General features: G+C 58.6%; 8 protein-coding genes and 1 pseudogene. 4 read left to right on the forward strand and 5 right to left on the reverse strand.

Translation table 11 applies throughout. The annotated features are described in order from the left end of the window. Positions 1-10: 10 nt before the first annotated feature. The 5 genes and pseudogenes from EB241_RS19795 to EB241_RS19815 form a co-directional block, all read right to left on the reverse strand. Positions 11-781: a thioesterase II family protein gene (locus tag EB241_RS19795; protein WP_124234794.1), complete on the reverse strand. Its 771-nt coding sequence runs from the start codon at positions 779-781 to the stop codon at positions 11-13. Further along, complete coding sequence (locus EB241_RS19800; RefSeq protein WP_124234795.1) at positions 774-1,904, reverse strand: Gfo/Idh/MocA family oxidoreductase; 1,131 nt, start codon at positions 1,902-1,904, stop codon at positions 774-776. The genes EB241_RS19795 and EB241_RS19800 overlap by 8 nt, the downstream gene beginning before the upstream one ends. Then, positions 1,901-11,500: a type I polyketide synthase gene (locus tag EB241_RS19805; RefSeq protein WP_124234796.1), complete on the reverse strand. Its 9,600-nt coding sequence runs from the start codon at positions 11,498-11,500 to the stop codon at positions 1,901-1,903. Before EB241_RS19805 ends, EB241_RS19800 begins: the two co-directional genes overlap by 4 nt. 119 nt (positions 11,501-11,619) lie before the next feature. Beyond that, positions 11,620-17,724: pseudogene (locus EB241_RS19810) on the reverse strand (amino acid adenylation domain-containing protein); the annotation flags it as partial. Positions 17,725-18,291: 567 nt separating this feature from the next. Beyond that, the gene (locus tag EB241_RS19815) at positions 18,292-19,302 is read right to left on the reverse strand and encodes a helix-turn-helix transcriptional regulator (RefSeq protein WP_124234798.1); all 1,011 of its coding nucleotides are present in this window, start codon (positions 19,300-19,302) and stop codon (positions 18,292-18,294) included. A gap of 185 nt (positions 19,303-19,487) precedes the next feature. Here EB241_RS19815 and EB241_RS19820 point away from each other — a divergent pair, with 185 nt between their 5' ends. The 4 genes from EB241_RS19820 to EB241_RS19835 all read left to right on the forward strand — a co-directional run bounded on the left by EB241_RS19820 (position 19,488) and on the right by EB241_RS19835 (position 26,475). Beyond that, positions 19,488-20,750, forward strand: a complete 1,263-nt coding sequence (locus tag EB241_RS19820) for an MFS transporter (RefSeq protein ID WP_124234799.1) — start codon at positions 19,488-19,490, stop codon at positions 20,748-20,750. 3 nt (positions 20,751-20,753) lie between these two features. After that, positions 20,754-22,535, forward strand: a complete 1,782-nt coding sequence (locus EB241_RS19825; protein WP_124234800.1) for an ABC transporter ATP-binding protein — start codon at positions 20,754-20,756, stop codon at positions 22,533-22,535. Next, positions 22,532-24,298, forward strand: coding sequence for an ABC transporter ATP-binding protein (locus tag EB241_RS19830; protein ID WP_124234801.1), 1,767 nt, complete (start codon positions 22,532-22,534; stop codon positions 24,296-24,298). Before EB241_RS19825 ends, EB241_RS19830 begins: the two co-directional genes overlap by 4 nt. 158 nt (positions 24,299-24,456) lie before the next feature. Beyond that, complete coding sequence (locus EB241_RS19835; RefSeq protein ID WP_124234802.1) at positions 24,457-26,475, forward strand: TonB-dependent siderophore receptor; 2,019 nt, start codon at positions 24,457-24,459, stop codon at positions 26,473-26,475. Positions 26,476-26,597 lie beyond the last annotated feature (122 nt).

Below are 26,597 nucleotides of genomic sequence, written 5' to 3' on the forward strand. Positions count from 1 at the left end.
ACAATATTCCTTACCTGAAAGCGTATGAATCGCTTCTGTCAAAGCAGCGCCTGATGTGTTCAAGAAAAGCGGCAGGACGCCGCGTGATGTAAAAATGGTCGCCGGAAACGGATACCGGTCCCAGTGGGTTGTTGAGCCACGCTTTCCAGTCAGCAACCTCAGCGGGCGATGCCTCAGGATCGGCACTGCCGCAGACCAGCAGAGTCGGTGTCTTCAACCGGTCAGCAGCAGAGGGCAGTGACGCATGGCGGTACTGCTCCGTGGCGGTAAAATCTGCCCGTAGCATGGGCATAAAAATGGGCCACAGAGCAGGCTCGTCAGTCAGCGTCTGCGAACAACCGCCCATCGCCACCAGTCCGGCGATAAACTCATGATCGGCGAGATGGCCGATCGGTTTTCGCCCGGTGAGGTGTGGTGCATGGCAACCAGAGAGCACCAGGCCGCGTGGAAAGATATTCCGGTGCTCCAGCTGTCGGCACACTTCAAATGCTACCTGAGCACCCATACTGTGACCGGCAATCACCAGCCGCTGCGGCGCAATGCTGTTAAAACTGCGTTGCTCAAGCAGATCCTTAGCCAGCGCATTGATGCTGTTCACACAGGGTTCTTTCATCCGGCGATCGCGCCCCGGATAGACCGCCAGCGACACTTCAATCCCTCCTGGCATACTGTCGCGCCAGCCCTGGAAGGCGCTGGCGCTGCCACCGGCAAAAGGACAGAGCACCAGATGCAGCCCGACGGAACATTCTCCGACAGTCTGCCCCGCCAGCAGCTTATCCATTTGCTTCTCCTGTCGTGGGTATGGCGTCGGTCAGCGCCTTGCAGCTAATCAGCGGTGGTGGTGTCAGCTGCCTGGTTACGGCGGGAACGGCCTGCACGATGTCGAGCCACAGGCGGGCCAGCGACAGCTGATACCCTGAGTCAAAGGCTGCGGGAACCGGACTACCTGCCAGCACCTTGCTCATTGACTGTAATATCTGCCCGATGGCGGTAGCGGCCTCCACTTCAAAAACATCCCGCCAGCAGCTCTCCACCGGATGTAGCACCACCGACGTGGGTTGTGCGTAACTGTCGACTTCACTGGCGTAGCGATATAGCGTGCGGTCGCAGTTATGGTGCTGTGCATCGTGGAAAGCGCCCGTCCATACCACCGGACCGTGGCTTGCGGCCAGCGTCAGATAGCCGGATCGCCAGAACAACGTGGCCTGATGCATTACCAGGCTGAACATATCCGGGTCGGCAGGGTCCAGCCAGGATTGCAGGTGCAGTGTCGCCTGGCCTGCACCGGGCAGTTGCAGGCCAACCAGTGTGAAGCCGTCGTTTGCGTCACCCGCTGTGGCGACAGTGACCTGTCCTGCATCTGTCACACCGCAGGTCTGTAATAGCAAATCCAGCGTGGAATAGAGCAGCTGGCGGCTGGTGGCAAGATGAGCGGCGACGGGACGTTCACCGTCCAGCAGTGCCGTAACACGCTGTGCCTTATCAATCCAACAACGGCATGCCGGAAGATGAGGGTAGAAACTGTTCACCCAATAAAGCAGATTGCGTTGCTGTGCCAGCTTCTGCAGACGGGCAATATCGTCAGGATGTAACGGATGCTCCTGTAAAACATGGATACCGCGCTCCAACAATTCAGCTGCCAGCTGGCTACCTTCTCCCCCGGCAACCGTTGAACGGATCACCACGCAGGCGATGTCAATATCGTCCGGGATCTGTTCCGCGCGGGTCCACAGCGGGATGCCAAAGGCGTGCGCCAGTTGTTGAGCGCGGCGGCTGCCTCTGGCATACAGCCCGGCCAGCTCAAGCCCTGCCTGCGGCTGCATAAAAGCGTTAAGGTAAATTTCACCGAATTTGGCCCCGGCGACTAACACCCGGCGGTTCTTTTTGACAGCGGTTGTATTCATGGCATTTGCTCCTGACAGGATATCTGGTTCAGCCACTGAGTGACCAGCGAGGCCAGCTCTCCGGCGATTTCCGGGTCATCCATTAGTTGCCAGTGAGTGGCGTCGACAGTATGACGTTGAGATGATGCTTTCCATCCGGCCCAGTCCTCTTTCGTGGGCGTCCAGTGCGACGGACGAGATCCTGCCTCCAGCCATAAGCAGGGCACCGGAACCGCCGGACCTGGTTGATACTCCGCCTGCAGCGTGAGCAGATGTAAGACGCGCGTCAGCCACGGCCGCGCTTCCCCGGCGCTCATTGGCTGGGCTATCATGCCAGCGGCCAGTGCATGGGTAATAAAGGCATCAATGCGGGCATTTTCCGGTAACCGCTCCCAGCTGTCCGGCAGGGAAATATGGCGTTCCCTGAGCATCAGGCGCATCAGCGCCGACAGATCGCCTGGCGCGAAATCCCTGCCACACACCGGATCAATCAGTACCAGCCGGATAGCCCTGCCGCGCTGATGTAGCAACTGGGCTATGGTCGCAGCGACGCTTGCGCCATACGACCAGCCGACCAGGGTCAGCGTTTGTCCTTCGGCCAGGTCGTTAATTGACTGCACGTAGGCTTCTGCCAGCGCGGTCAGGCTCTTTTCCGTGATGGTTTCCGCGGCCTGAAGTCCCCACACCGGCTGCGTCAGCGCCTGTGCGAAGCACAGATACGGCGTCACGCCGCCATCCGATGCATGGCAGACCAGCACGGTTTCTCCGCTGCTGCCCTGGGTCAGCGGCACCAGCAGCGGATTGATGGCCTGGCGGCGACCGCTGAGGGTGCGGCAAAAACCGGCCAGCGTCGGTTGATCAAACAACGCCTGCAAACTGGCTCCGGCAATACCGGCACGGTTAAGTTGCGCGATCGCTCTGGTGGCAATCAGACTGTCGCCGCCGCTCTGGAAGAAGTCCGTTTGTGCACTGACCGGCCTGCCAAGCAGCGACTGCCAGACCCGCGCAACCTCTTTGATTAACGTCTCATCCTGCGGTGTAATGTTATCGGACGCGGGTATGGCTGAGGTGCCCACTTCTGGCTGAGAGGGGCGCGGAGTATCGTCGTATGCACACAGCGTCAGCGGTTCGCATTGCACCACCGATAGTGCGGGAGCGGTCGCGGCGAACTGTCGCTGTAGCACCTGTTGCAGTGCGGTGCAGTCCGCCTTCGCTGCCCGGGTCATCCGCGCCACAATCACATGCTGATGCAACGGAGAGACCGCCTCGTATGGCCAGGCAAGCTCAGGAATAAACCCGGCCTGTTGCAATGCGTCGTGCCATTGCTCAAGGTTCAGCATGGCGCGATCTTCAAGCAGGCGGTAATCCTGATAGTTGCCCAACCCTTCGATAAAACCGACGCTGGCCATCTGCAACTGGCTGTCGCGGTTTGTCGCTTCAATCAGCAGCAAGCGCGCACCCGGTTTCATCAGGCTGGCGAGACGTTTCAGCGAACGAACAATATGACTGGCGTCGTGCATTACCTGTGCCGCCACTACCAGGTCGTAACCTTCGGCGGGATGCTGCGTATAGTCCACCGGCTGATTGATATCAAACAGGCTCCATGCCATATCGTCCCGTGTTGCAAAACGCGTGCGGGCATCATCAAGAAACAGGGTGGAGACATCAGTGAAATGATAGCGATGGCACTGGTCACCAAGCCCGCTCAGCACCGACCCGGTGGTGGCACCCGTACCCGCACCGACCTCCAGAACTTGCCATGGCGTGGCGGAGGTGGACTGTGCCGTCAGGGTATCCACAATGTGTTGCACATTTGCTGCAACACATTGTGCTGCCGGGTTGTCGGCGTAGAGCGCGCGGGTTACCGCATGGTCGTCCACAAAGAAGAGTTCCAGCGCTGAGCAGCTGCCCTGCAATAGCGCACTATGCTGCCCTATGCTGCGATCGAGATAGGCGCTCAGTGCATCGCCCCATCGGGATGAAGGTATCCCGGACGATGCTGGTACCTGCCTGAGCGAACGCTGACAGGTGAATGTAGTTCCTTCCTGGGTTAGCCACCCGGTCTCTGCCAGCGCGCGTAACCATTGCCGCACCAGGCGTTGGAACTGCGGCAGTACCTTCAACCGCTGCCAGACTTCATCCAGCCCGGCCCGCTGTCCCTCACGGATAAACAGGTCGTGCTTCACCAGTGTCATGGCAATGCCATGCAGGGCATGGGCTTCCAGCCCGTGCCATATCGCATCAAATTGTGCCTGCGCCGTGGCATCCAGCCCGTTCAACATGGGAAGAAGTGATGAAAGCGCTGGGCTGTGTGACACGGAATAAGCACGTTCAGCCGCCACCACTCTGACGGACAGTTGGTCGGTTTCAGCGTTGCATTGTGCCGCTGCCAGCAGAATGCCGGGCTGTTGACGGGCGGCCTGCTCCACATCACGCAGGCTAATGGGGGAGCCAGGAATCACCGCTGGCCAGCAGGGAGGTACGGTGTCGGAAAGCGCTCTCTGCCACTGACGGGGTTGTTCCATAAGCGCCGGGTCTTCTGCTACCGCCAGCAGCAGGGCGCCGAAATCATTGAACATCGCTTCTGCCGTGCCTGCGGCGAGCACCTCGTCCATGCAGTACCAGCTGAACACCAGCTCACCGTCAATTTCCATCACCTGGTGATCGAGCCAGACCTGCGGCGTCTGGGTAAAGACATGGACCGGATCGCCGAGTAAACGAGTCATTGCCTGGTCAATCGCCAGGCCATCAAGGGTCATCCCCAGCATACTGGTGAAGACCACCGGCATCAGCGGCTGCCGTGACTGTCCACGCAGACGCCCCAGTTCACGCAACAGCTCCACGCCATTTACCTGACTGTGCGCCAGGCGTTGCCGCAAACGGTGCTGGGTCTTTTCAATAGCCTGACGCAGACTGACGGATGCATCGTCCAGATCAAAGTCAATCAGCAGCACTGAAGTGAAATCACCAATCAGTTGCTGCATCTCTGAATGCACCGCCCGACGGTTGAAAAAGGTCAGATTAAGGGTAAAGGCGGGCCAGCGCGCCCAGCGTTCCAGCGTGACGGCGAACAGTGTCATCAGTGCCGCTGATGGCGTCACGCCCCAGCGCTGACAGGCCTGTTTTATTTTTGCCCAGCGGTCGGCGTCCAGCCGGTCCTGCCAGGTGGTGAAGTGCGGCTGGGCGCGGGTCTGCGTTGGCGACAGCGGCAGGGCCGGCGCCGGGGGCAGATCGGTGAGCAGTGTCTGCCACCAGCACCAGGAAGTCAGCCAGGCCGGTTGCAGGCGCTGAGCCTGTTCGTTAAGAACATAATCGCGAAAGGTAATCTGCATCGGTTCCGGGTTTTCACCCTGGTAGAACGCAGTGAGATCGTCCATCATCACCTTGAAGCTCTGCACATCGAACAACAGCAGATCGAGATTCATATGCAGCCGGTAATGTTCGGGGTCGCATTCGCTGGCGATCAGTTCAAACAGCGGCCAGCGGTCGGTTGGCAAAACGCGCGAGCAGAGCGCCTGCCGCGTGGTCTCAAGTGCCTCCTGGCGCTGTTGCGCCGGCAGATGGATTAGCGTGTGCCGGGCGATTTTGTACTCTGGCACCTCTGCCAGAATGCGCTGCAGCCCGTTGTCGGCAATCACCATGCGTAACATATCATGGCGACGCACCAGCGCATTCCATGCCTGTTCGAGACGGGGGAGATCAAACTGGTCATGACGTAAATCCCACTCAAACACGACATGGCAGGCGACGCCACCAAAGTCGATCAGGCCAGTACGTCCCATCCAGTAGGCATGTTGGATCGGTGTCAGTGGGAACGGATCGAACCGTCCCGCCGCGTCGTGTTGCAGCTGTACGCTGTTGTCTGGATGGGGTCGGGCGCTGTCTGCCTCACTGATGATCAGCTGGCTCAGACCGTTTACCGTTAAGTCTGCGTATGCTTTTTCGGCGTCGATTTTCACCCCAAGACGTCGTTGAATAGTACTGTTCAGTTCAAGGAACAGCAGCGAGTCCAGCCCCAGCTGGACCAGATCCCGCTCAGGTGCCACTTGTGCGGACGTATCCAGACGTAGCTGTGCCGCAATCTGCGTCATCAGCCACTTCGCAACCGCTGCCGCATCACGCAGTTGATCGGCTGGCAAATCGCGGGTTGTCTTGCTGACGCTTGCAGGTGATGGAATGGGCTCATCAACCGGGAGAGGCGTTGGCTGATGCAGCCCCAGAAGTCGCTTACGCGTTTCATCCAGCCTGTCTGGCAGCATACGCATTGCCAGACGCCAGGGTGCCGCACGGGAAATGGCCTGTTCCAGATGCCACACGCCTTCGGCATCGCTCAGTACTCCCATCCCTTCTGCGGCAAGGCGTTGCTGCATTCCGGCCTGTGCTGCATGACCGGTTTCGCCCCAGGCTCCCCAGGCAATCGATATAACCTGCACGCGTTCGCCGCGTGAGGCATACGCCAACCCGTCGAGATAAGCACAGGCCAGCGCATGGGCCGCCTGGCCTGCACTGCCCAGGGTGGCAGCGGCAGAGGAATAGAGTAACAGCCATGCCGTTTGGTCTCTTGCGGCCAAATAACGGTGCAGCGTGGTGGCAGCATCGGCCTTTACCGCCAGCACCGGGGCCAGCCGCTGAGGGTTAAGCGCCGTGACAGGATGGTCGTCAAGAATACCTGCGGCATGGATCACCCCGGCGATACCACCGTCGCCGTCAAGTTTCGCCAGCGTTGCTGTCAGCGCCGCAGCATCGGCCACGTTGCACACCAGACAAACAATTTTGCAGACAGTGCTGTGTTGCAAGTCGGCGAGCAGTGCGGCGCTGTCTGCATTTTCCTGCCGAACCAGCAGGGCAACGCGGCGTGCACCTCGCTCAATCAGCCAGCGGGCGCTAAGGCGTCCCAGCCCACCCAGCCCACCGGTGACGATATACCAGCCATTTTCCGCCAGGCTTTCTGCACTCAGTGCAGGTGCGGCCCACGGTTGAGGTACCAGACGCGGGAACCAGGCTTCACCCTGACGGACAACAACGCCCGGTTCGCCGCCGCTTATCGCTTGCAGGCCGATGGCCAGATCCTGGCAGCCCGATGCGGGTGAAAGATCGATCATCGAGACGGAGCGACTTTGCCTGCCAAGCTCGGTGGCGGCGGTGCGCATCATCCCCCAGATCGCGTGCTGAATGGCGTCCACCGTCTCCCCTGTGTTGGGTGCCCAGGCCGAATGTGTCACGACCACAATGCGCTGGATGCCCGTCTCTGCGAGTATGTCGGGCAGCGGGGCGGACACGCCAGCCAAATCCCCGGCACGGGGAACAAGCACCAGCACCGCGTCGCTGGCCGGCATTACTCCGGCCTTCCTCAGTGCGGTGGCCAGCTCACCATCGGTATCTCCGACCAGACGGAAGTTACCCGCTGACAATACTGCAGGTGTTCCGCTATTTCCGGCGCGCTGCCATGACCAGTCATAGTGCGTTTCGGGCACGGAAGCCTGCGGCAGGAGGGAGTGAGGGGTGAGGGATTGCCAGTGTCCATCCGGGCGACAGAGAGCCACTTCCATCCACGGCGTTCCCCCCGGTCTGCCGTGCCATTGCAGCCGGACCAGACTGAGCCATTCCGGTACATCCGTTGTGGGCAAAGGCGCTGAACGCCCGTTGCCATGACGACGGGCCATTTCCGCACAGGCGGCCTCCAGGCGATGCCGCCAGGCCTCCTGTTGTCCGGCACAGTCTGACCAGTCCGCCAGATAACTGCCTTCGTTGCTTAGCGGCTGGCCCAGCATTCCCTCTGCCAGCGCCAGCGTACCCTGTGTGGCAACGCTACCGGGCGCCGTCGCCAGCACAATATGCTCACTGATCCCCGCGGTGGGCGTGCCATCTTCCGGCAGCCATTCCACCTGGGCAAATCCCGCCGCCAGGCACTGTTCGCGCCAGCGTCCTGTGGTGAGGAAAAGTTCGCCGCCGCGCGCCGCTTCATCGTGCAGTGGCAGTACCAGCGGTCCGAAAACGAAATCAAACAGCCGCATTGGTCGGGTGATTTCGCGCATCAGCAGTTTGCCCCCCGGTTTGAGTAGCGGCAGCAGATTTGCCAGCGTGTTCCCCACATGCTGGGTGGCGTGGATCACATTGGCCGCAACGATCAAATCAAAGCTGCCCGGATCAAAACCCTGGCCGGCGGCCCCTTTTTGCAAATCGAACTCGCGGTAGCTGACAAAGTTGTAATCAGCGAACTTTTCTGCGGCGCGCCGGGTGAACAGTGGCGAAATATCGCTAAAGGTATAGTGGACACCGGTATGTTCTTTCAGGGCAGGCAGCACCCATGCCGTTGTGCCGCCAGTACCGCCACCCACCTCAAGGATACGCCAGGAGCTGGGTGGCCGCCCGCCGCTCCGATGCTGGCGCAGCAGGTCGGTTACCACCCCTGCCGCAATCTGGTTGAAGTAACGACCAAAGCTGAAATCCTGGTAGAGTACTTCGACGCCGCGGGATGCGCCTTCCGGGAATATCACCGCAACGGGTTCCACTTCCCCACTCATCATGGCGTAGAGGTTTTCTCCGGCGCGCTGCACCGTGTCCGGGATAACATCCAGACCTTCACAGCAGGTCTGCAGGCTGTCCAGCAGCGCCGGGAGATCGGCATGGGGCGCGGGAACAAGCGTGGTATAGCTATCGTCGCTGCGTTGCAGGTAGCCATCTTCGACACAGGCATTAAGCAGACGCACCAGAAGCTGGCGGTGGCGCGGCAACAGCCTTCCGCGGCGCAGGATCGCCAGCGCGGTGACGCCGCGATCAACAGCGTCTCCAACGCAGCGGCGCACCAGCCGGTCGACATAAATCGCATGCAGGCGAATGACGCAGCGGTAGAGCGCCTCCAGACGGGGAAGATCCAGCTCGCGCCCTTCGCGGTCCACCACACTGTGCGCGCTGGGCAACTTTGTTGGCAGGAGAACGGTTTCCCTCCCGATATCCATGCCAGCGTCACGCCAGTAGCGCTGTTGTGCAAAAGGATAGAGCGGCCCGTGGCATTTTCTGCCGCCAGCTGGGAAGAGCGACGGCCACGGCAGTTCGACGCCGGCGGCAAACAGGCGCAGTAATACCTGCTTCATCTGCTGTGCGGCTGGCTGATTACGTCTGGCGCTGGCAATCCAGCAGGCAGCATCGGGAAATTCCCGCTCTCCGCTGCTGGTTAGCGAGGCCTCTGGCCCCATTTCAAGAAACAGTCCGACCCCTTTGTCCACCGCGTGCTGCAGGCACTGGATAAAGCGTACCGGCTGGCGCATATGACGTCGCCAGAAGGTGGAATGATTTAATTCTTCCGCCGAAACCGCAGTACCGGTCAGACCGGAAATCAGTGACAACCTGCCTTCCTGAGCCTGCAACGTTGCGCAGGCCTGTTGAAATTCGTCCAGCACCGGATCCAGCATCAGCGAATGTGCCGCACCGGTGACGTTAAGCAGATGAGTGCGGATGCCCCGGTCATCCAGTGTTGCCGCCATCTGTTTTATCGCCTCCCGCTCGCCTGAATAAACCAGGTGTCGCTGGCCGTTGTAAGCGGCGAGGTCAAGGTTCAGAAGCTGTGCCACTGGCAGCGTTTCTGCTTCTGTTGCAAAGACCGCAAGCATGGCACCGCCGATGCAGCTGTCCATCAGCGCGCCACGCCGCCGTACCAGTGGCATGATCTGCTCCGCACTGTAATGTCCGGCCACCACGGCAGCGGCGAACTCTCCCACGGAGTGTCCGATAACCTGGTCAGGCACCAGCCCATGAGCCTGCCAGTGGGCCGCCATCGCCAGCTCGAAGGCTACAATGGCGGGCTGAGCAAACGTCATCTGCTGCAACAGATCGTGGTCTTGCTCTAACAGGGCGCGGCGAAGATCGTCATGGTAGTGACGGTCGATCTGTGTGTCGAAGATTGTCAGAGCGTGATCGAGAGCCGCTGCAAAGGCCGGAGAGTGGTCATACCAGTTTTTCGCCATGCCGGGCCACTGCGATCCCTGACCGGTAAACAGCCATACCCGTTTGTCAGGTGTGCCGTGCCCAGAGTGTACGAGGATCTCCTCTTCACCGACGGAGAAGGCGGCCAGCGCCTCAGCTGATTCCGCGCATACCGGTACAGCCAGACGCCAGTCAAGGTTGAGTGCACGTCCATGCAGGGCGGTATATACCAGATCCGCTACGGATTTCTGTTGCAGATCCTGAGCGTATGCTCCCGCCAGCTGTCGTAATGCCTGCTCGCTACCCGCACTGAGCAACAGCGCGGCTTGATCGCTGCGGACTTCGCTGGTGGTGTTTTGCGGCGGGCGCAACGCCTCCGGCAGTGATGCCACTACCATATGGCAATTGGTCCCGCCGATGCCAAAGGAAGAGACGCCTGCGATACGCACCGGAGGGTTCCATGCCTGTGCTGTTGTTGGTACACAGAATGGGCCTTGCTCCAGATGCAGGGCCGGGTTGGCCTCGCTGAAATTTACCGTGGGCGGAATGATGCCGTGGTTGACCGACAGCACTGCTTTCAGGAAGCTGGCAACACCGGCGGCGGTATCGAGATGACCGAGGTTGCTTTTCACTGAACCCAGTGCGCAGATTGGTCCTTCACCGGACGCATGAAACAGCCCGTGCAGCGCCTGTAATTCGATGGGATCACCCATTGGGGTGGCGGTGCCGTGGGCTTCAATCATGCCGATTTGCTGGCTTTTTACCCCAGCAAGGCTCCAGGCATCGGCAATGACCTCGCGTTGACCAGCAACGGAAGGCGCGGTGTAGCCCACTTTCTGGCTGCCATCATTATTGACCGCGCTGCCCAGCACCACCGCCACCACCGGGTCGCCATCGCGCAGGGCGTCGGCCAGGCGGCGCACCACCACGGCGGCCACGCCATTACCGGCAAAGGTTCCCTGTGCCTGTGCATCAAATGGCCGACAGTGGCCGTCAGGGGAGAAGATCATCCCCTGCTGCCAGAGGTAGCCACCCGTTTGCGGGAACGATACGGCCACGCCCCCGGCAATCGCCATATCACACTCGCCGGAACGCAGACTTTCGCAGGCCATGTGGATCGCCACCAGCGAGCTGGAGCAGGCCGTTTGCACGGTGAGTGCCGGGCCGCGCAGATCCAGCTTGTGCGCCACTCGCGTGGCAACATAATCCTTGTCATTGCCCATCAGCGACTGAAGACTACGTACATGAGCTACCTCAGCCAGTTTAACAGGCTCACGTCCGGGGTAAGTGCTGAGGCGTGCAGCCGCGAAGACACCGGTTTTATGCGCCACTGAACCTGGCGCATATCCGGCATGTTCCAGCGCATGCCAGGCAATTTGCAGGAACAGGCGCTGCTGCGGGTCGATCAGTTCTGCTTCCTGACGGGAATAACCGAAAAGCGCCGCATCGAAGGCGTCCGCATCTTCCAGCACGGTTCCGCAGGGCACGTAGTTGGGATCGTCAATCAGTGCCGCAGGCTGGCCCGCGTCCAGCAGTTGCTGGCGCGAAAAATGTCGGTTGCATTCCCGTCCCGCCAGCAGATTGTCCCAGAAGGCATCGCTGTTTCCGGCTTCAGGAAAGCGGCAGGCGTGCCCGATCACCGCCAGCGGCTCGCTGTCGGGGTAGTGGTGATTCAACAGTTCTTCAATAGTCATGATGTGCTCCGACGACGGCGTTCTGCCCTGGTTTTACGCTGAGCCAGCAGATCCCGGCGCGTATCATTGAGGTTTCCCTTGTTGGTATTGTCACCGGATAAATCCTCCAGGTGGGTTGCGAGTGCCAGCGGTGAGGGATAGGCGAATAAGTCGGTGACCTGCAGATTCACGTAACCGTGTTGCGTAAGGTGAAGATGTAACCGCACCAGCTTCAGCGAGGTGGCTCCGGCATCGAAAAAGGTTTGGCGAGGCCGCACTGGCTGGCCAGTAACCTGCTGGAAATGGTTGCACAGGGTGCGTACCAACGGGCTGTCTGCGACGGCAATATTATCGTCCGGTGGCCTGCTGGCGGGGTGAGTGGTGCTTTTTTTCTGCCTGGTGGCGATCCGCGGTAGCCCGTCGCTTTTCAGTGGAGGTACAAGCGCTTGTAACGGCAACTGCCAGGTGTGGCTATCCGTCGCCAGTCGCCGTAGCAGGCTGACATATTGTTCAAACACCTCGGCTATCTGTTGCGGTGCAAACAGCTGATCAACATAATCCCAATTGAAGCGAAGCTCACCTTCAGATTCATACACCTGGTGGTCGAGCCACACCTGCGGCGTGTGCGACAGGCCCCAGGTGGGCTTCATCCAGCCGCTTTCTGCCAGAAAGCGATCCTGCTCAAAACCCAGCGCACTGGTAAACACCACTGGCATGGCGACAGCCTCGCCATTACGCTGGGCCAGCTGACGCATTACCTGGATGGCGGAAACATCCCGGTGCAGCAAATCCTGGCGCAGGCGCTGTTGCAGCCGTTGTGCGCTGCCTCGCCAGTCGGATACCGGTTGCCAGGCGAGCAGCAGCAGGGTGGTGAAGTCGCCCAGCACCTGTTCGATTTGGGGATGGAGTGGCTGACGATCAAACAGCGTCAGGTTGACGCAAAATTCTGTCTGGCGGGCCCAGGCTGACAGGATGCTGCACCAGGCGGAAAGCAGTAATGCTGAAGGTGTCAGATCTTCATCGCGGGCGCGGGTTTTCAGCGCCTGCCACTCGGTTGCGTTGAGTCGGGCAGACAGACGGGTAAAATGCGGCGTGTCGATTTCCGCCGGTTCACAACGCAACGGCAGGCAGGGCGCGGCAGGCAGGTTCTCCAGACGACGTGACCAGTAAGCCTGAGAGAGAGGGTTGGCCTCTTGCTGGCGTACATATTGCTGATAGTCACGAAAACCAATTTCCAGTTCCGGCAGCGTCTGCGGAACCTTGAGACAGAGGCTCTCCAGCTCCGCCAGCAGGATCTGCATACTCAGACCGTCGAGCATCAGGTTATCCAGGCAAATCATCAGGCGTGCCGCACTGTGGCCAGGGACCTGGACGGCCTGGATATCGAATACTGGCCAGCGAGTTGGATCGAGCACCTGGCGTGCCAGCCGTTCACGCAGTGCCACACTTTCCGCGCCATCAAGTGCGGGCACCTGGTGACATGGCAGTACATAAGGCGGCACCTCAGGCAACACAAGCTGCATATCATCACGCACCACCGTACGCAGTGCGTCATGCCGATGGACCAGCTGATTGACCGCTTGCTCAACGTGTGCGACATCCAGCGCGGTAACGCTGAATTCAACGAAGAAATGTGAGCCGACGCCGCCGAGACTAAAGCCCGGTCGGCGGCCTACCAGATAAGCCTGCTGAACGTCGGTGAGCGGGAAGGGCTTATAGCGGTTTGCCGCATCATGCCGCAGTTGTGCTGCCTGGATGCTGTCGCTGCTACGCAGGGTGGCGGCAAAAGCGCCGAGCGTCGGGAAGTCGAACAGATCGCCCAGCGTCCCCTGGTAGCCCACGCGGCTCAGTTCCCCGGTCAGCCGGGTCGCCAGCAGGCTGTCGCCTCCCAGCCGGAAAAAGTGGCTGTCACGCCAGATATCATTGGTTTTCAGCAGATCCCGCCACAGTGCGGCTACTGCCCGTTCTGCTTCGCTGGCTGGCGACTGGCGTTCAACATTTGCCCGCTGTCGATCCTGTGTGCAGTGGTCCAGCAACGCGCGCTGGTCCACTTTGCCATTGGCGGTGAGTGGAAGCGTATCCACAAAGATCAGGCGCTGCGGTACCATGTAACCGGGTAGTTGTTGATGCAATGCCGCCGACAGCTTCGTGCTGTCGGGAACCCAGACCGTCTCCGGCGCGCTCAGCAGCAGCCATTGCATATCGCCAGCGATGCCATGCCTGACCGTACGCATCCCATGATGTTCCAGCCGTTTCTGCCACCATGCCGTGGTGTGCAGCCTCTGGCTGACGCCACTTTCCTCGCCGCCAGCCAGCAGGTCGCTGCTTACCAGAGTCAGGCAGGCGGCTTCACTCAGCTCCTGCACCCATATCAATGCCGAAGGTGCAGCCAGAGCCAGAAGCGCCCGGATACCGTCATCACCCAGCCGGTGGAGGGCGTTATTTGCCAGTAGCAGATCGGCCTGATGCCGCTCATCGTGCGGCAGATCTTTATGCCAGCGCCGTGCGGTGCCGTGGTGTTGCAGATGCGCCGAGGCACGCAGCACCATCTCGGCAGATTCATCCCAGGCGGTGTATTCCACCACGCCCGCATCAAGCTGTTGCAGAAGTTTTATCGCCGCCGTCGCGCTGCGGGCGCCCACTTCATGAAGGCGTACCGGTCGTCCAAGCACTTTTGCCAGAGCGGTCACCGTAGTAACAAGTAGCGCAAGGCTGGCCTGAGCGGATGGATCGCGTAACAGCAATTGCTCCGGTGCCCAGAATGGGTGATTTAGCAACGTTTGTACCGCCCGTTCACCACGTAGTATCTGTTCCAGCGACTGATGATGAGTGGAGAGTGCGCTGGCGACGTCTGATAACGGATGGTCAGCGGAGGGGTGCCAGAAGTCTGGCAATGATTCTGTCTTGCGGTAAGCTCCGCCCGGCTGTGGGCGCAAAAAGCCTGCTTCGCACAGATGTTCGAGCCACCGGGCGAGAATGAGGCGGTGTTCTGGTTGAACGCCATATTGAATGGCGACATTGCTGATGGTGATGATGTCGGTGAAATCAACGCCCTGGCGGCAGAGATGCTGCCAGAGAAAACCTGCCACCAGCTGCGCCATATCGTCTTTTTCTGGCCGTATGGCCTGGCGTACTGCATTAAAATCCGGCACCAGGGAAGCGTAATCTGCTGGCAGCATCGCATCGGCATGACGTGCACTTAGCAGTGCTGTTCCCTGTGGTACTACAAAGGCGGCCAGCGTTTTTTCCCTTTCACCCTGGGCGACAGCTACTGCACTTTTGATTCCGTCTACTTTCAGCAATGCGGCATCGATTTCGCCCAGTTCGATACGATAGCCCGCTACCTTAACCTGCTTATCACGGCGGCCGAGGAATTCCAGCATGCCATCCGGCCAGTAACAGCCCATATCACCGGTGCGATACCAGCGTTCGCCGTTGTACATCACAAACTGCTGTTCGGTACGCTGCGGATCGTTGAAATATCCCAGCGCAACGCCCATGCCGCCAATCCACAATTCACCGGGTACCCAGTCGGGGCAGTCACGCCCCAGACTGTCCGCTACGCGGTATTTCTGTCGCGCCAGCGGATAGCCATAGGGAATAGATCGCCACGCTGGCGACACTTTGTTCACATCATGGATGTTGGACCAGATCGACGCTTCGGTTGCGCCGCCCATCGCCACAAATTGTCCGTCCGCACGAAATTCCCGGTAGCGGGCTGGCAGATCCAGACCGATCCAGTCCCCTGAGAGCATCACCAGCCGCAGTTTTTCCGGTGTGCGAAGTGCGAAGCCGTCGCACCAGGTGAGCATCATATCGAACAGAGCCGGGACGCTGTTCCACAGGGTGACGCCGTGGCGTTCGATGGCGTCGCACCAGGCGGCCGGATCGCGGCGCTGTGCATCGTCCACCAGCACCAGCGCTCCACCGGCGCTGAGCAGGCCGAAAATGTCATAGACCGAAAGATCAAAATGCAGCGCAGAGAGAGCCAGTACGCGGTCGTTAGCACTCAAGGCGTAGCGCCTGTTCAGTTCATGACAGGTATTAAGTGCGCCCTGATGAGAAATGATCACGCCTTTCGGCTGCCCGGTGGAGCCAGAGGTATAGATGATGTAAGCCGGTGAGCTGGTGACAACCGTGCGGAGAACGTTGAGGGGAGCATGTTCGATGGCATCCTGCCAGGCCAGCAGGGTGATAGCCTCCAGGGCCTCACTCGTGGCATCCCGCCTGCAGGTCAGTACCACCTTGACGTCCGCCCCCCGGTAAATGGCCTCGCGGCGTGGCAACGGCTGATCATGCGATACCGGCACGTAGACCGCACCGGCCAGCAGAACTGCCAGCACCGCGATAATCTGCCCGGGGCCGCGTGACATGCTGATGGCAACCCGATCGCCGGGTTGTACCCCGTGCGCCACTATTGCCCCGGCACAGGATTGCGCCTGGCGGGCCAGCTCACCATAGCTCAGCTGGCTGGCGCCGTGGAGCAGTGCAACGGCATCCGGCTGTGTCTGCACCCGCTGCCAGAAACCGTCATGCAGCAGTTTCGCAGGTGCAGGGGGGCTTTCAACATTGTTGATGCTGTCCCGTATCTCACGCTGTTGCGCGGGCATCAGGTCAGGGATCGGTTCCTGCCAGGCCTGCGGGTGTGCGATCAAATACTGAACCAGCCCGACATAGGCGCGAAACAGTTCGCCGATCAGGCCGGGGGGGAACAGCGCCTCGTTGCTGTCCCACTGGAGGACTACTTCACCGTTGTGTTCAAAGGCCAGATGATCGATCCACACCTGCGGTGTCTGCGAGATCCCCCAACCCGGCTCACCCAGTGTACGCGTTACATCCTGACCAAACAGTGGTTGTCCCAGATTGCTGGTAAACACCACCGGTGCGCCATGCGGGAAGGCACCTTGCGTTTTACGCAGTTCACGCAGCAGTTCCACGCCTGAAAGGTGACGGTGCTCAAAGGCTTCGGTGAAGGTGTGCTGATTGGCCTGTGCCAGAGCGGCAAAATGTTCACCTTCCCCAACGATATCCAGTAGCAGAATGTTGGTGAAGTCGGCAATCATTCTGGCCACCGACGGATGCAGCGGCTGGCGGTCAAAAAGGGTCAGGTTGAGCAGCAGCCGTGGCTGGCTACACCAGCGTGCCAGCACGGCGCTGAAACAGGTTGCCAGCGCCATGGTTGGGGTGATACCAAATCCGGCGGCCAGTGAGCTGAATTGCGCCCAGTCTTCGGCGCTGATTTTGTGGCGCTGGCGGGTAATGCGCACTTTTCCCGCCTGTTCCGGTTCGCAGGCCAGAGGAAGGCGAGGGGCGTCCGGCAGGGTGCTCAGCCGTGGTAGCCAGTACGCCTCTGCCTGTTTCCGGGCATGTTGGTTTTCATGGGCGCTATGTGCCAGATAGCTACAAAAATCATATTCCCGGGACACCGGAGGCAGGCGTTCGCCGCGCAGAAGTGCGGCCAGTTCGTCAAATACCAGGCTGAAACTCGCCGCATCCATCACCAGAAGATCAATATCTGCGTGTAGCCGATGGCGTCCACCAGGCAGCAGGGTGAGCTGAAAATCGATGTTCTCACCCTTTTCCACGGACAGAACCCGATGCCCGTTGCGTTCGCGGACCGCCTGCAGATGGCTTTCGCATTCCGCAGCTGAGGAGGTTTGCAGGTCGTACAGGGTCAGTCCGCGCCAGCGGGTAGTTGGGCGATATTGTTGGCGGCCATCTTCCAGAAAAGACACGGTTAGCATCGGATGCCGCTCAATCAGGGTGCTGACAGCCTGCCCGACAGTATCAGCTTCCAGTCCTGTGCCGTCGAACTCCTGGTACAGATGGCAACCAACGCCGCCCAGCGTCTGATGCGGTGCACGGCCTACCAGGTAAGCATGTTGAACCGGGGTCAGAGCGAAGGGCGTTTGATCTGTCATGGTTGGCCAGCCAGTAAGGTGAGCCTGAGCGGGTGTTGGGACGGCTGCAGGCGCGGCTGGTGACGCAGGGTTGTCGGCCAACAATCGGCTCCATCCTGCCAGTGTTGGCTGCTGATACAAATCTTTCAGTTTGATCCTGTGGCCGCGTTTACGCAGCCGGTGTAGCCAGGCCATCATTCGTATCGAATCCAGCCCCAGTTTAAGAAGGCTGTCCCCAGCCGCCAGCGTCTTGGCGGGAATGCGTAGGTCGCTGGCGAGCTCCTGGCGTAACGCATCGTTCAGCTGTTCCGTCCCGCTGTACCCCATTGGCACTATTTCTGTCATCAGAACCTTCTCCGTCAGTCTGTTTCAGGGAGTGGAGGCGATGTCGGATAACCATAAAAGCCCCGTCTTCAACGCCCTGATAGCAAAAGTGGCAACCTGACTGGTGCCCTAAATTACTGGTTACATACCAGCATGTTGTGTTAATGGAACTTTCCGACTCAATTCGCCTTAGTTGCCAATAGAAATGATAATAAGAATCATAATGATAATTATTTACGTTGATGGGCGTAGGAAATCCCGGTATGTGTTTATTTTGAATGAGTTATAAATCTGCCTGCCAGGTTGTTGGGTACGTTTTCATGTTTGGCGTGGACTGAGTACATCTGACAGGGAATACTGACCAGCACTTGTTACAGCCAATGTTAATTAAACATTGGCAGCGTGTGCTAACGGTTTACGGACGGAATTTGACTTTTTCGGAATTTTTATTCGTTGCCCAGCCGTCTGTCGAAAAAGGGTGGCAGACTGCCAAAAGGCAGGGTAACAAGGTTGGCGGACAACGCAGGGTATTACGTTGACCGCTTTACCATCATACCATTTACAGTGAACGGGTGCGGGTGACGTTAATTACAGCCCGATGCCTGTATCTCTGTGCTGTGGGTCTGGAGTGATGCCGAGCGCACACTGCTTGGGAGAGATCCCGGTGTGGTTGCGAAACACGCGGCTGAAATGGCTCAGGTTTCCAAAACCACAGCAGGCGGCGGTTTCGGTGACGCTGGCACCACGTTGCAACATGGTGACGGCGGCATCAAGACGAATACGTGTCAGACAGGCATGTACCGAGCAGCCAAACATGGCATGGAACCCGGACTGTAAACGCTTTTCATTCAGGCCAATGAGGCGTGAAAGAGACTGTACGCTCCATTCCTTTCCATAGTCTTTTTCCAGCATGACACGCGCTTCATTCAGCAATGACCGGTCAGCAGGGACGGGCAGCTTAATCTGCTGCTGGGTGATATTTTCGCGCAGGAAGCAGGCCAATACTTCCAGTGCTTTTGCCCTCAGATAGATATCCCGCGAAATACATGCGCCCGGCCAGCTACACTCAAAACCCAGTAATCCGCAGGCAAGACGCTGAAGAGCGCTGGAGGCGGGCATTGACCCAAGAAATGCATCAATGTGTGCCTGATTACCTTTAACGGTAGTAATGCGCTGACGAAGGTCGTCCAGTTGCAAACCGGTCAGGCCTGCAACCGCCGCTTCCTGCATATGGATGCTGACCATGCGAAAAGCGCCTTCGGATTTTCCGTCCAGCACATCCCAGCCCGTTGCATACTGACCGGTTGCCATCATAATCGCCGTACCTGCCCTTGCATCGAGCACGGTGCCATTGTCAAAGGCGGCCTGCATCCGACCTTCAATAAGAATATTGATGCTGAACGCCGGTGGTCCTTCGGCGTTAAATGCCCATTTACTGCCGGGGCGTCCGTTAATACAGTTGATACCCAGTCCATCGCAGGGCTGGTACATGTGTACGACGTGTCGCCACTCTTCCTGAATCCCCGCTACGTGCTCTTCCTGCAACCTGTGCGGCTTAAGCGCAGGTTGTACGGATACTCTTTGTGCATTCACCGTCATAAATATTTCCTGAAAACAGCAAGTTTTTCCTGAAAACCGTTAGCACCATCTTTGAATTAGCGTAATGATACTCACTATCACTTACAACATTTTTCGTTGCGAAAAGACATAATTGCTATCGGCAATAGTCGAAAAATCGCCTTTTGAATCAGAAATATACCCTGTAAAAGGTACGGACTTCCGGCATGTCAACTACTCCTCGCGCTTTGTCATTGCTACGCCCCCGGCAGGTTTTACCGGCGATTGCCGGAATTTATGTCAGCCAGACCATTATCACCGCACTGACCACGCAGGCGCTACCGTCGCTGCTACGCGAGGCGGGTGCTTCTTTGCAGGTGGTGGGGCTGACAGCGCTACTGTGGATCCCGTGGGGATTGCGTTTTCTGTGGGCACCAGCCGTTGAGCGCTGGCGTTTACCCGCCGGACGTGCCGAACGGCGATCGCGTACGCTTATTCTGGCAGGGCAGTGGCTGATTGCGGCAATCCTGATGGTGATCGGCTCATTGGCGCTGGCCGGGCATCTCGCTCTGGCCTCTTATGCCGGATGGATAGTGGCTGGTCTGCTGGTGGCGTCGCTGGTGGCGGCGACTACGGATGTGGCCAGCGACGGCTTTACCGTCGAACAGCTTGCCAGCCAGCAGCGTGGCTGGGGAAACGTGGCGCAGGTGGGTGGCAGCTATGTTGGGGCGATGCTGGGTGCGGGAGGGTTTTTGCTGGTGGCTGGCAGACTGGGACTGCCCTGGGCGCTGTTCTCGGCCTGCCTGGCGATCCTGTTGTTGAGTGTGCCGATGCTGCTATTGCAGGAGCCTTCGCGCCATGTAACGGCTGACGTGAACAAACATCGCCCCGGACTGTTCAATGCGCTACGCCGCTCACCGATCCGCAGGGGTCTGCTGTTGATGCTGCTTTCCAGTATTGGCGTGCGTTTATCACTGGGCATGTTTGGCCCTTTTCTGCTTGACCGGGGGTTGAATATTGAACAGCTGGGCTGGTTTTTCAGCTCGGTTTTTATTGGTGCCGGCCTCAGCGGGACGTTTCTCGGTGGGTTGCTGGTACGGCTCGCCCCCGGCTGGCGTGCGGTGTGGATTGCCGTCGCTGTTAAGGGCTGTATGCTGGCGGCGCTGGCGATTGCAGCCCCTTCTGCTTCTCTGGGGCTGTTGATGACCTTCATTGTGCTCATATTCGCCGCGTTGGGATTTGTTTGGGTCGCGCTTTATTCCGCGCTGATGGGATTGACCTCACCATTGCAGTCCGGGGTGGATTTCACCCTGTTTCAAAGTGCCGATGCGCTGCTGGCTATGCTGGGCGGTGTTGCAGGCGGATGGCTGGCACAGCATTTAGGCTACCACGTCTGTTTTGGGTTGGCGGCTATGTCCGCTGGGGTAGCGGTGCTGGTGGTCAGACAGCAGGCGACGATATTGGATTGCCCCGATCGGCGGCAGGGATGATGTATGCGTAAAGATAACCGACGTCAGGTACCTCACATGTGGTCGATTCTGAGGCCCGTGCGCGGGCAGATCTACTTCGCTATGGTGCTGGCAGGACTGGCTTCTGCCGCAACACTGGCTGCGTTATGTGCGCTGGCGTTGGCGGTGTATGGCCTGTTGCACGATGCGGATCGGTTTCCGTGGCCGATGTTGATGCTGGCGGCGCTACTGACGGTGTTTGCCTATGTGCTGAGGCTGACTGCGTTTAATCAGTCACATTTTGCCGCCTTCCGGCTGGAGACGCGGTTGCGTACCGATCTTGCCACGCATCTGGCTGGCGTCCCACTGGGTTTTTTGCAACAGATCGGCTCAGGGGCGCTGACAAAAGTGATGATGGAGGATGTTAAGGCACTGCATGTGTTCGTTGCCGACAGTACGCCGCTCTATGCCAGAGCGTTTGCCTCGCCATTGTTAACCTTTGTTTTGCTGTGGTGGTTGGACTGGCGTCTGGCACTGGTCGCCACAGCGGTGCTGGGGGTCGGTGTGATCGTGGTTTCTCTGGCGATGCGTGACAGTGACGGGATGACGCAGCGTTACCATTCTGCCAGTGAAAATATCAGTCGGTCAGTCGTGGAGTATGTGCAGGCGATGCCAGTGGTGCGTACCTTTGACACAGGAACCTCCACCTTTATGCGTTATCAGCGGGCGCTGGATGCCTTTCTGGATGTCGTGTTGCGCTGGTACAGGATGGTGGGTTTTTCGTCGCGACTGTCGGTTGCCATCCTTAACCCACTGCCGACGCTGGCTGTCTTGTTGTGGCTGGGGGGATGGCTGGTAAGCCGTGATGAGCTGGCAGTGTCCAGCTGGCTGGCGGTGCTGTTGGCAGGAACCGGAATGGCCGAGTCGCTGTTGCCTCTGATGTCGCTAAAACACCTGGTGGCCAAAACGCAGATGAGTATTCAACGTATTCATGAACTGCTTGCAGTGCCGGTGATGCCGCTGGTGGAACCGGCCAGCGCCAGAGAGCCAGTGGATCATAGCGTGCGCTTTGAACAGGTCGATTTCAGTTATGGTGTTGATGGTGGCCAGGTATTACATAACGTGAGCTTCACCGTGCCAGAGGGGAGTGTAACGGCGCTGGTCGGCCCTTCCGGGGCGGGAAAAACCACCGTAGCGCGGTTGATCCCACGTTTTTGGGACGTTAGCGCGGGCTGTATCCTGGTGGGAGGCGTGAACGTACGCGAAATGCTGCCTGATACTCTGATGCAGCAGGTCGCTTTTGTGTTTCAGGATACCTTTTTGTTCTCCGGCACCATCGCCAGCAATATCACACTGGGTATGCCAGGCGCTACCCGGGAGCAAGTGGTTGCCGCGGCCACTGCGGCTCAGGCCGATGATTTTATTATGGCGCTGGAACAGGGTTATGACACTCAGGTCGGTGAGCGCGGCGTGTTCCTGTCGGGGGGACAGCGCCAGCGTATTACCATTGCGCGGGCGATCCTGCAAAACCGGCCTATTCTGGTGCTGGACGAGGCCACTGCCTTTGCCGATCCTGAAAATGAGGCGGCACTGGTGGCGGCGCTTTCCCGTCTGATGCGCGGTAAAACCGTGTTAATGGTGGCGCATCGACTCGCCACTGTTCGTGATGTCGACCAGATCCTGGTGTTTGACCGGGGTCGGTTGGTCGGGCGTGGGCGTCATGAGGCGCTGGTGTCGCAATGTGGGGTCTATGCCCGGCTATGGCGTAATTATCAGCAAGCGCAGGACTGGATGGTGACGGCAGAGAAAACGGGAGAACCATCATGAGCGCCTCTCCGCCAATTGCTTCATTTCGCCAAAGCTGGCGTTTACTGATGCGATGTGCCCGCAGCCGGATGCCTCGTTTGCGCGCCAGCCTGGCGGGTCTTGCGCTGGCCGCAGTGGTTCAGGGGCTTGCACTGGCCTGCCTGATGCCGCTGTTTATGGCTCTTTTCCCTGTACATGACTGGCCAGAAGCGCTGCGGTGGTTGACGGGAATGACGGTGCTGATGCTTATCAGTACGGTGATCCGGTGGTGGGCACAGGGGTTTGATTACCGCGGCGATATGGTGCATACCACACATGAACTGCGTACCGAACTGGGTGAGCAGTTACGCCGTATTCCTTTGGGGGTTTTGCAAAACGCCCGTACCGGTGGCGTGAATGCCACGATACTGGGCAGTGTTGACGAGACGCTGAGCTACATTCTGACCATTGCTAATATGATGGCAACGGCACTGTTTACGCCGCTGACCGTGGCGCTGGTCGCGGTGTGGTTCGACTGGCGGATGGGGCTGGTTTTACTACTGGTTTTTCCGCTGTTGATCCCGCTCTATCGTTGGCGGCGGCCTGCCTATGGGCGCGGGATGCGTATGCTGGCAGAGGCTAACGAACGGGTGAGCAGCGATATTCTGGAATACATTCAAGGGCTGCCGGTATTGCGCGCGGCCTGTTGTGTGGGGGAGCGGGCGGCAGCCTTTCAGGCCGGACTGACGCAGCTGGAAGCTATCCAGACTATCGGGCAGAAAAAAGGTGCCAGGCCAAACCTGATCCTCGCGACGGTGATGGAGTTGATGGTGCTGCTGGTGGTGTTTATCGGTACCCTTTTGGTTGCCAGCGGGAGTCTCGATATTGCAGTTCTTGCCGCGCTGATGGTGATTGTGGTGCGTTTTGGTGAACCGTTAGCAACCTTTGTGCTCTACACCAAAATGATTGACCTTATCGAAACGGCGCTGGCGAAGATCGATGCGTTATTGAGTATTGCGCCTTTGCCACAGCTAACCCCGGCACGGGTGCCACGGTCATTTGATGTTGTCTTCGAGGATGTCTGTTTTAGCTACGGTAACAAGCCGGTGTTCCACCATTTGCAGGCCCGGCTACCGGCACGAAGCCTGACCGCGTTGGTGGGACCCTCCGGCAGTGGTAAAACCACGCTGACGCGCCTGCTGATGCGCCATGCAGATCCCCAGTCCGGGCGCATTACCCTCGGCGGTGTCGATCTTCGGGCCGTGACACCGGAAGCCCTCAATACATTGATTTCCGTCGTATTCCAGGACGTGTATCTGTTTGACGATACCATTCTTGCCAATATTCGCATGGCGCGGCCTGATGCCAGTGATGAAGAGATTGAAGACGCTGCACGTGCTGCCTGCTGCCACGAATTTATTACTCGTCTGCCAAACGGCTATGCTACCCGCGTTGGGGATGTGGGCGGACATCTGTCAGGCGGCGAACGACAGCGCATCAGCATTGCTCGCGCGATCCTGAAAAATGCACCTGTGGTGATCCTTGATGAGCCTACCGCCGCACTGGATGCGGAAAGTGAAGTTGCCGTTCAGCACGCCATCAATGCGCTGGTGCAGGAGCGGACGGTCATTGTCATTGCTCACCGTCTCTCCACCATCGCGGCGGCGGACCAGATTCTGGTTATCGATAGCGGCCGGGTGGCAGAACAGGGAATACATGACGAACTGATCGCTCTTGAAGGGCGCTACTTTGCCATGTGGCAGGCTCAGCAACGCGTCAAACGTTGGCAGACTGACCCACTTTAGCTTCCGGGCTGGCGTGAAAGATGAAATTTGCCGCAGTGCCCTAAACATCGTGCATTTCGGTGAATAACAACGTTGTTAAAGATTTCTCATTTATTCGTTGCTGCGGCACTGTCTGCCGACATTTTTATCTGGCACTTGTTCTTTCAGGGATACACCATATGCAAATAATACGACTCTGCCCGCTGGCCTTTACCGGCTTACTGTTTTCTCCTCTGGCGTTGGCCCAATCCTCTCCAGACGATACAGCGCTGGTGGTGACTGCCAGTAAACAATCTTCCAGGTCGGCGTCGGCGCAAAATGTCTCTTCCAGCATTGCCACTGGAGAACAACTACATGACGCCAATGTTACCGGCACGCAAAAACTCAGCCGGGTACTACCCGGACTGCAAACAGAAAACAGTGGTAGCCTGCTTTACCCGATTATTTCTCTGCGTGGCGTCTCGTCAGCACAGGATTTTTATAACCCTGCCGTCACCATGTATATCGACGGTGTGCCGCAGCTTGCCACCAACACTTTCCAGGCACTAACCGATGTGCAAAGCGTTGAAATGCTGCGTGGTCCGCAGGGAACGCTTTATGGCAAAAGTGCTCAGGGCGGCATTGTCAATATTGTTACCCAACAGCCTGATGGCACGCCGCGTGGCTACCTGGAAGGGGGGGTAAGCAGCCGTGAAGGCTATCGCAGTAAACTGAACCTCAGCGGGCCGCTACAGGACGGGCTGCTCTACGGCAGCGTTACGCTGCTTCGACAGGTAGATAATGGCAATCTGCGAAATCCGTCAACGGGCAGTGATAACCTTGGCGGCACGCGCAGCAGCGTCGGCAATCTCCGCCTGCGATTAGCCCCTGACGACAGCCCCTGGGAAGCCGGACTCTCGCTGACGGAAGATTGCACCCGTGCCACTCAGGACAGCTATCTGCCATTTAATGATATTAAGGGGCGGACACTCAGCATGGCGGATGGTGCGCCCGATCCTCGCCTGAAACGCTGTACTCACAGTCAGTCACTCAGCGGTAAATATACCACCGAGAACTGGATTTTTAATCTGGTGGGGGCCTTTCAGCAGCAGAACTACGATCGCCGTTTTGCCAACGGATCGGTGATCGCCAGCATGCCAGAGCGTTGGAACCAGGACGTGCAGGAAATACGCGCCTCAACCTATGGCAGTGGCCGCGCCGTGGATATGGTTTTTGGGCTTTATCGCCAGAAAACCCGTCAGAAAATCGATCTCGCGTATGATATGCCCACCTTCAATTATATGACAACGCACTCTGCCACTTCATCTGAAACGCTGGCCAGCTACGGTGATTTGACCTGGCACCTCACCGACCGGCTTGATCTTGGCGGCGGACTGAGGGTGTCGCACGATCGGTCTGACACACGCTATCACGGTACTGTGATGGATACGGAGTTTGGCGACAGCAACAGCCACCATGACAATCAGCTTTTGGGCCAGCTTTCTGCAGGTTATCGGCTGATGGACGGTTGGCGGGTATATACGCGCGTTGCTCAGGGTTACAAGCCTGCGGGGTTTAATATTATCCCGACGGCTAATGTCGAGGCAGCACCCTATGCAGCGGAAAAGTCCATCAACTATGAGATTGGTTCCCGCTACGAAGAAGATGATCTGATGTTGCAGGGGGCGGTGTTTTATACCCACAGCAGGGATATGCAGCTCTATTCCGGGCCGGTCGGGATGCAGACCCTTAACAACGCGGGCAGCGCGGATGCCCGTGGGCTGGAGTTTAACGGCAGATGGCGGTTTATCCCCGGCTGGTCGTGGGATCTGAATGGCAATCTGATCCGCTCCGAATTTACCGGCGGCAGCGAGTTGTATAAAAATAATAAGGTGCCGTTTGTTCCTCAGTACAGCGCCAGTAGCAGTGTGAATGGCGCCATCAATACGGAATATGGCCTGTTGCAGCCGCGTCTGGCGGTGAATCTGGTAGGCGCTCACTATTTTGATGGTGATAATTTGTTGCGCCAGGGGGCATACGTCACCACCGACTTCCGCCTTGGCTGGCAGGCAACGGAGCGCCTTAACGTCGCTATGTATGTTGATAATCTGTTTGACCGGCGCTACCGCACTTATGCTTATCTCAGCGGCGATACGGCGTTTGCGCAGGTGAACGCAGGGCGAACGGTAGGTGTGGATTTCCGGGTGGATATGTTCTGACCCGCGGCGGGTGACTGAGACAGGCCATGCGTTGCTTTACCTGGCCTGTGATGATTGTTAACTGCAACATGCTCATAAGGTTAATCATAAACGTTGACATCCTGGCCGGCTTTCAGGCAGGG

This window comes from Erwinia psidii (assembly GCF_003846135.1).
Taxonomy (GTDB): Bacteria; Pseudomonadota; Gammaproteobacteria; order Enterobacterales; family Enterobacteriaceae; genus Erwinia; species Erwinia psidii.

Excerpts from the sequence above, each read along its gene's own strand:
- EB241_RS19795 (WP_124234794.1), bottom strand. The coding sequence starts at position 781 with ATGGATAAGCTGCTGGCGGGGCAGACTGTCGGAGAATGTTCCGTCGGG.
- EB241_RS19800 (WP_124234795.1), bottom strand. The coding sequence starts at position 1,904 with ATGAATACAACCGCTGTCAAAAAGAACCGCCGGGTGTTAGTCGCCGGG.
- EB241_RS19805 (WP_124234796.1), bottom strand. The coding sequence starts at position 11,500 with ATGACTATTGAAGAACTGTTGAATCACCACTACCCCGACAGCGAGCCG.
- EB241_RS19815 (WP_124234798.1), bottom strand. The coding sequence starts at position 19,302 with ATGACGGTGAATGCACAAAGAGTATCCGTACAACCTGCGCTTAAGCCG.
- EB241_RS19820 (WP_124234799.1), top strand. The coding sequence starts at position 19,488 with ATGTCAACTACTCCTCGCGCTTTGTCATTGCTACGCCCCCGGCAGGTT.
- EB241_RS19825 (WP_124234800.1), top strand. The coding sequence starts at position 20,754 with ATGCGTAAAGATAACCGACGTCAGGTACCTCACATGTGGTCGATTCTG.
- EB241_RS19830 (WP_124234801.1), top strand. The coding sequence starts at position 22,532 with ATGAGCGCCTCTCCGCCAATTGCTTCATTTCGCCAAAGCTGGCGTTTA.
- EB241_RS19835 (WP_124234802.1), top strand. The coding sequence starts at position 24,457 with ATGCAAATAATACGACTCTGCCCGCTGGCCTTTACCGGCTTACTGTTT.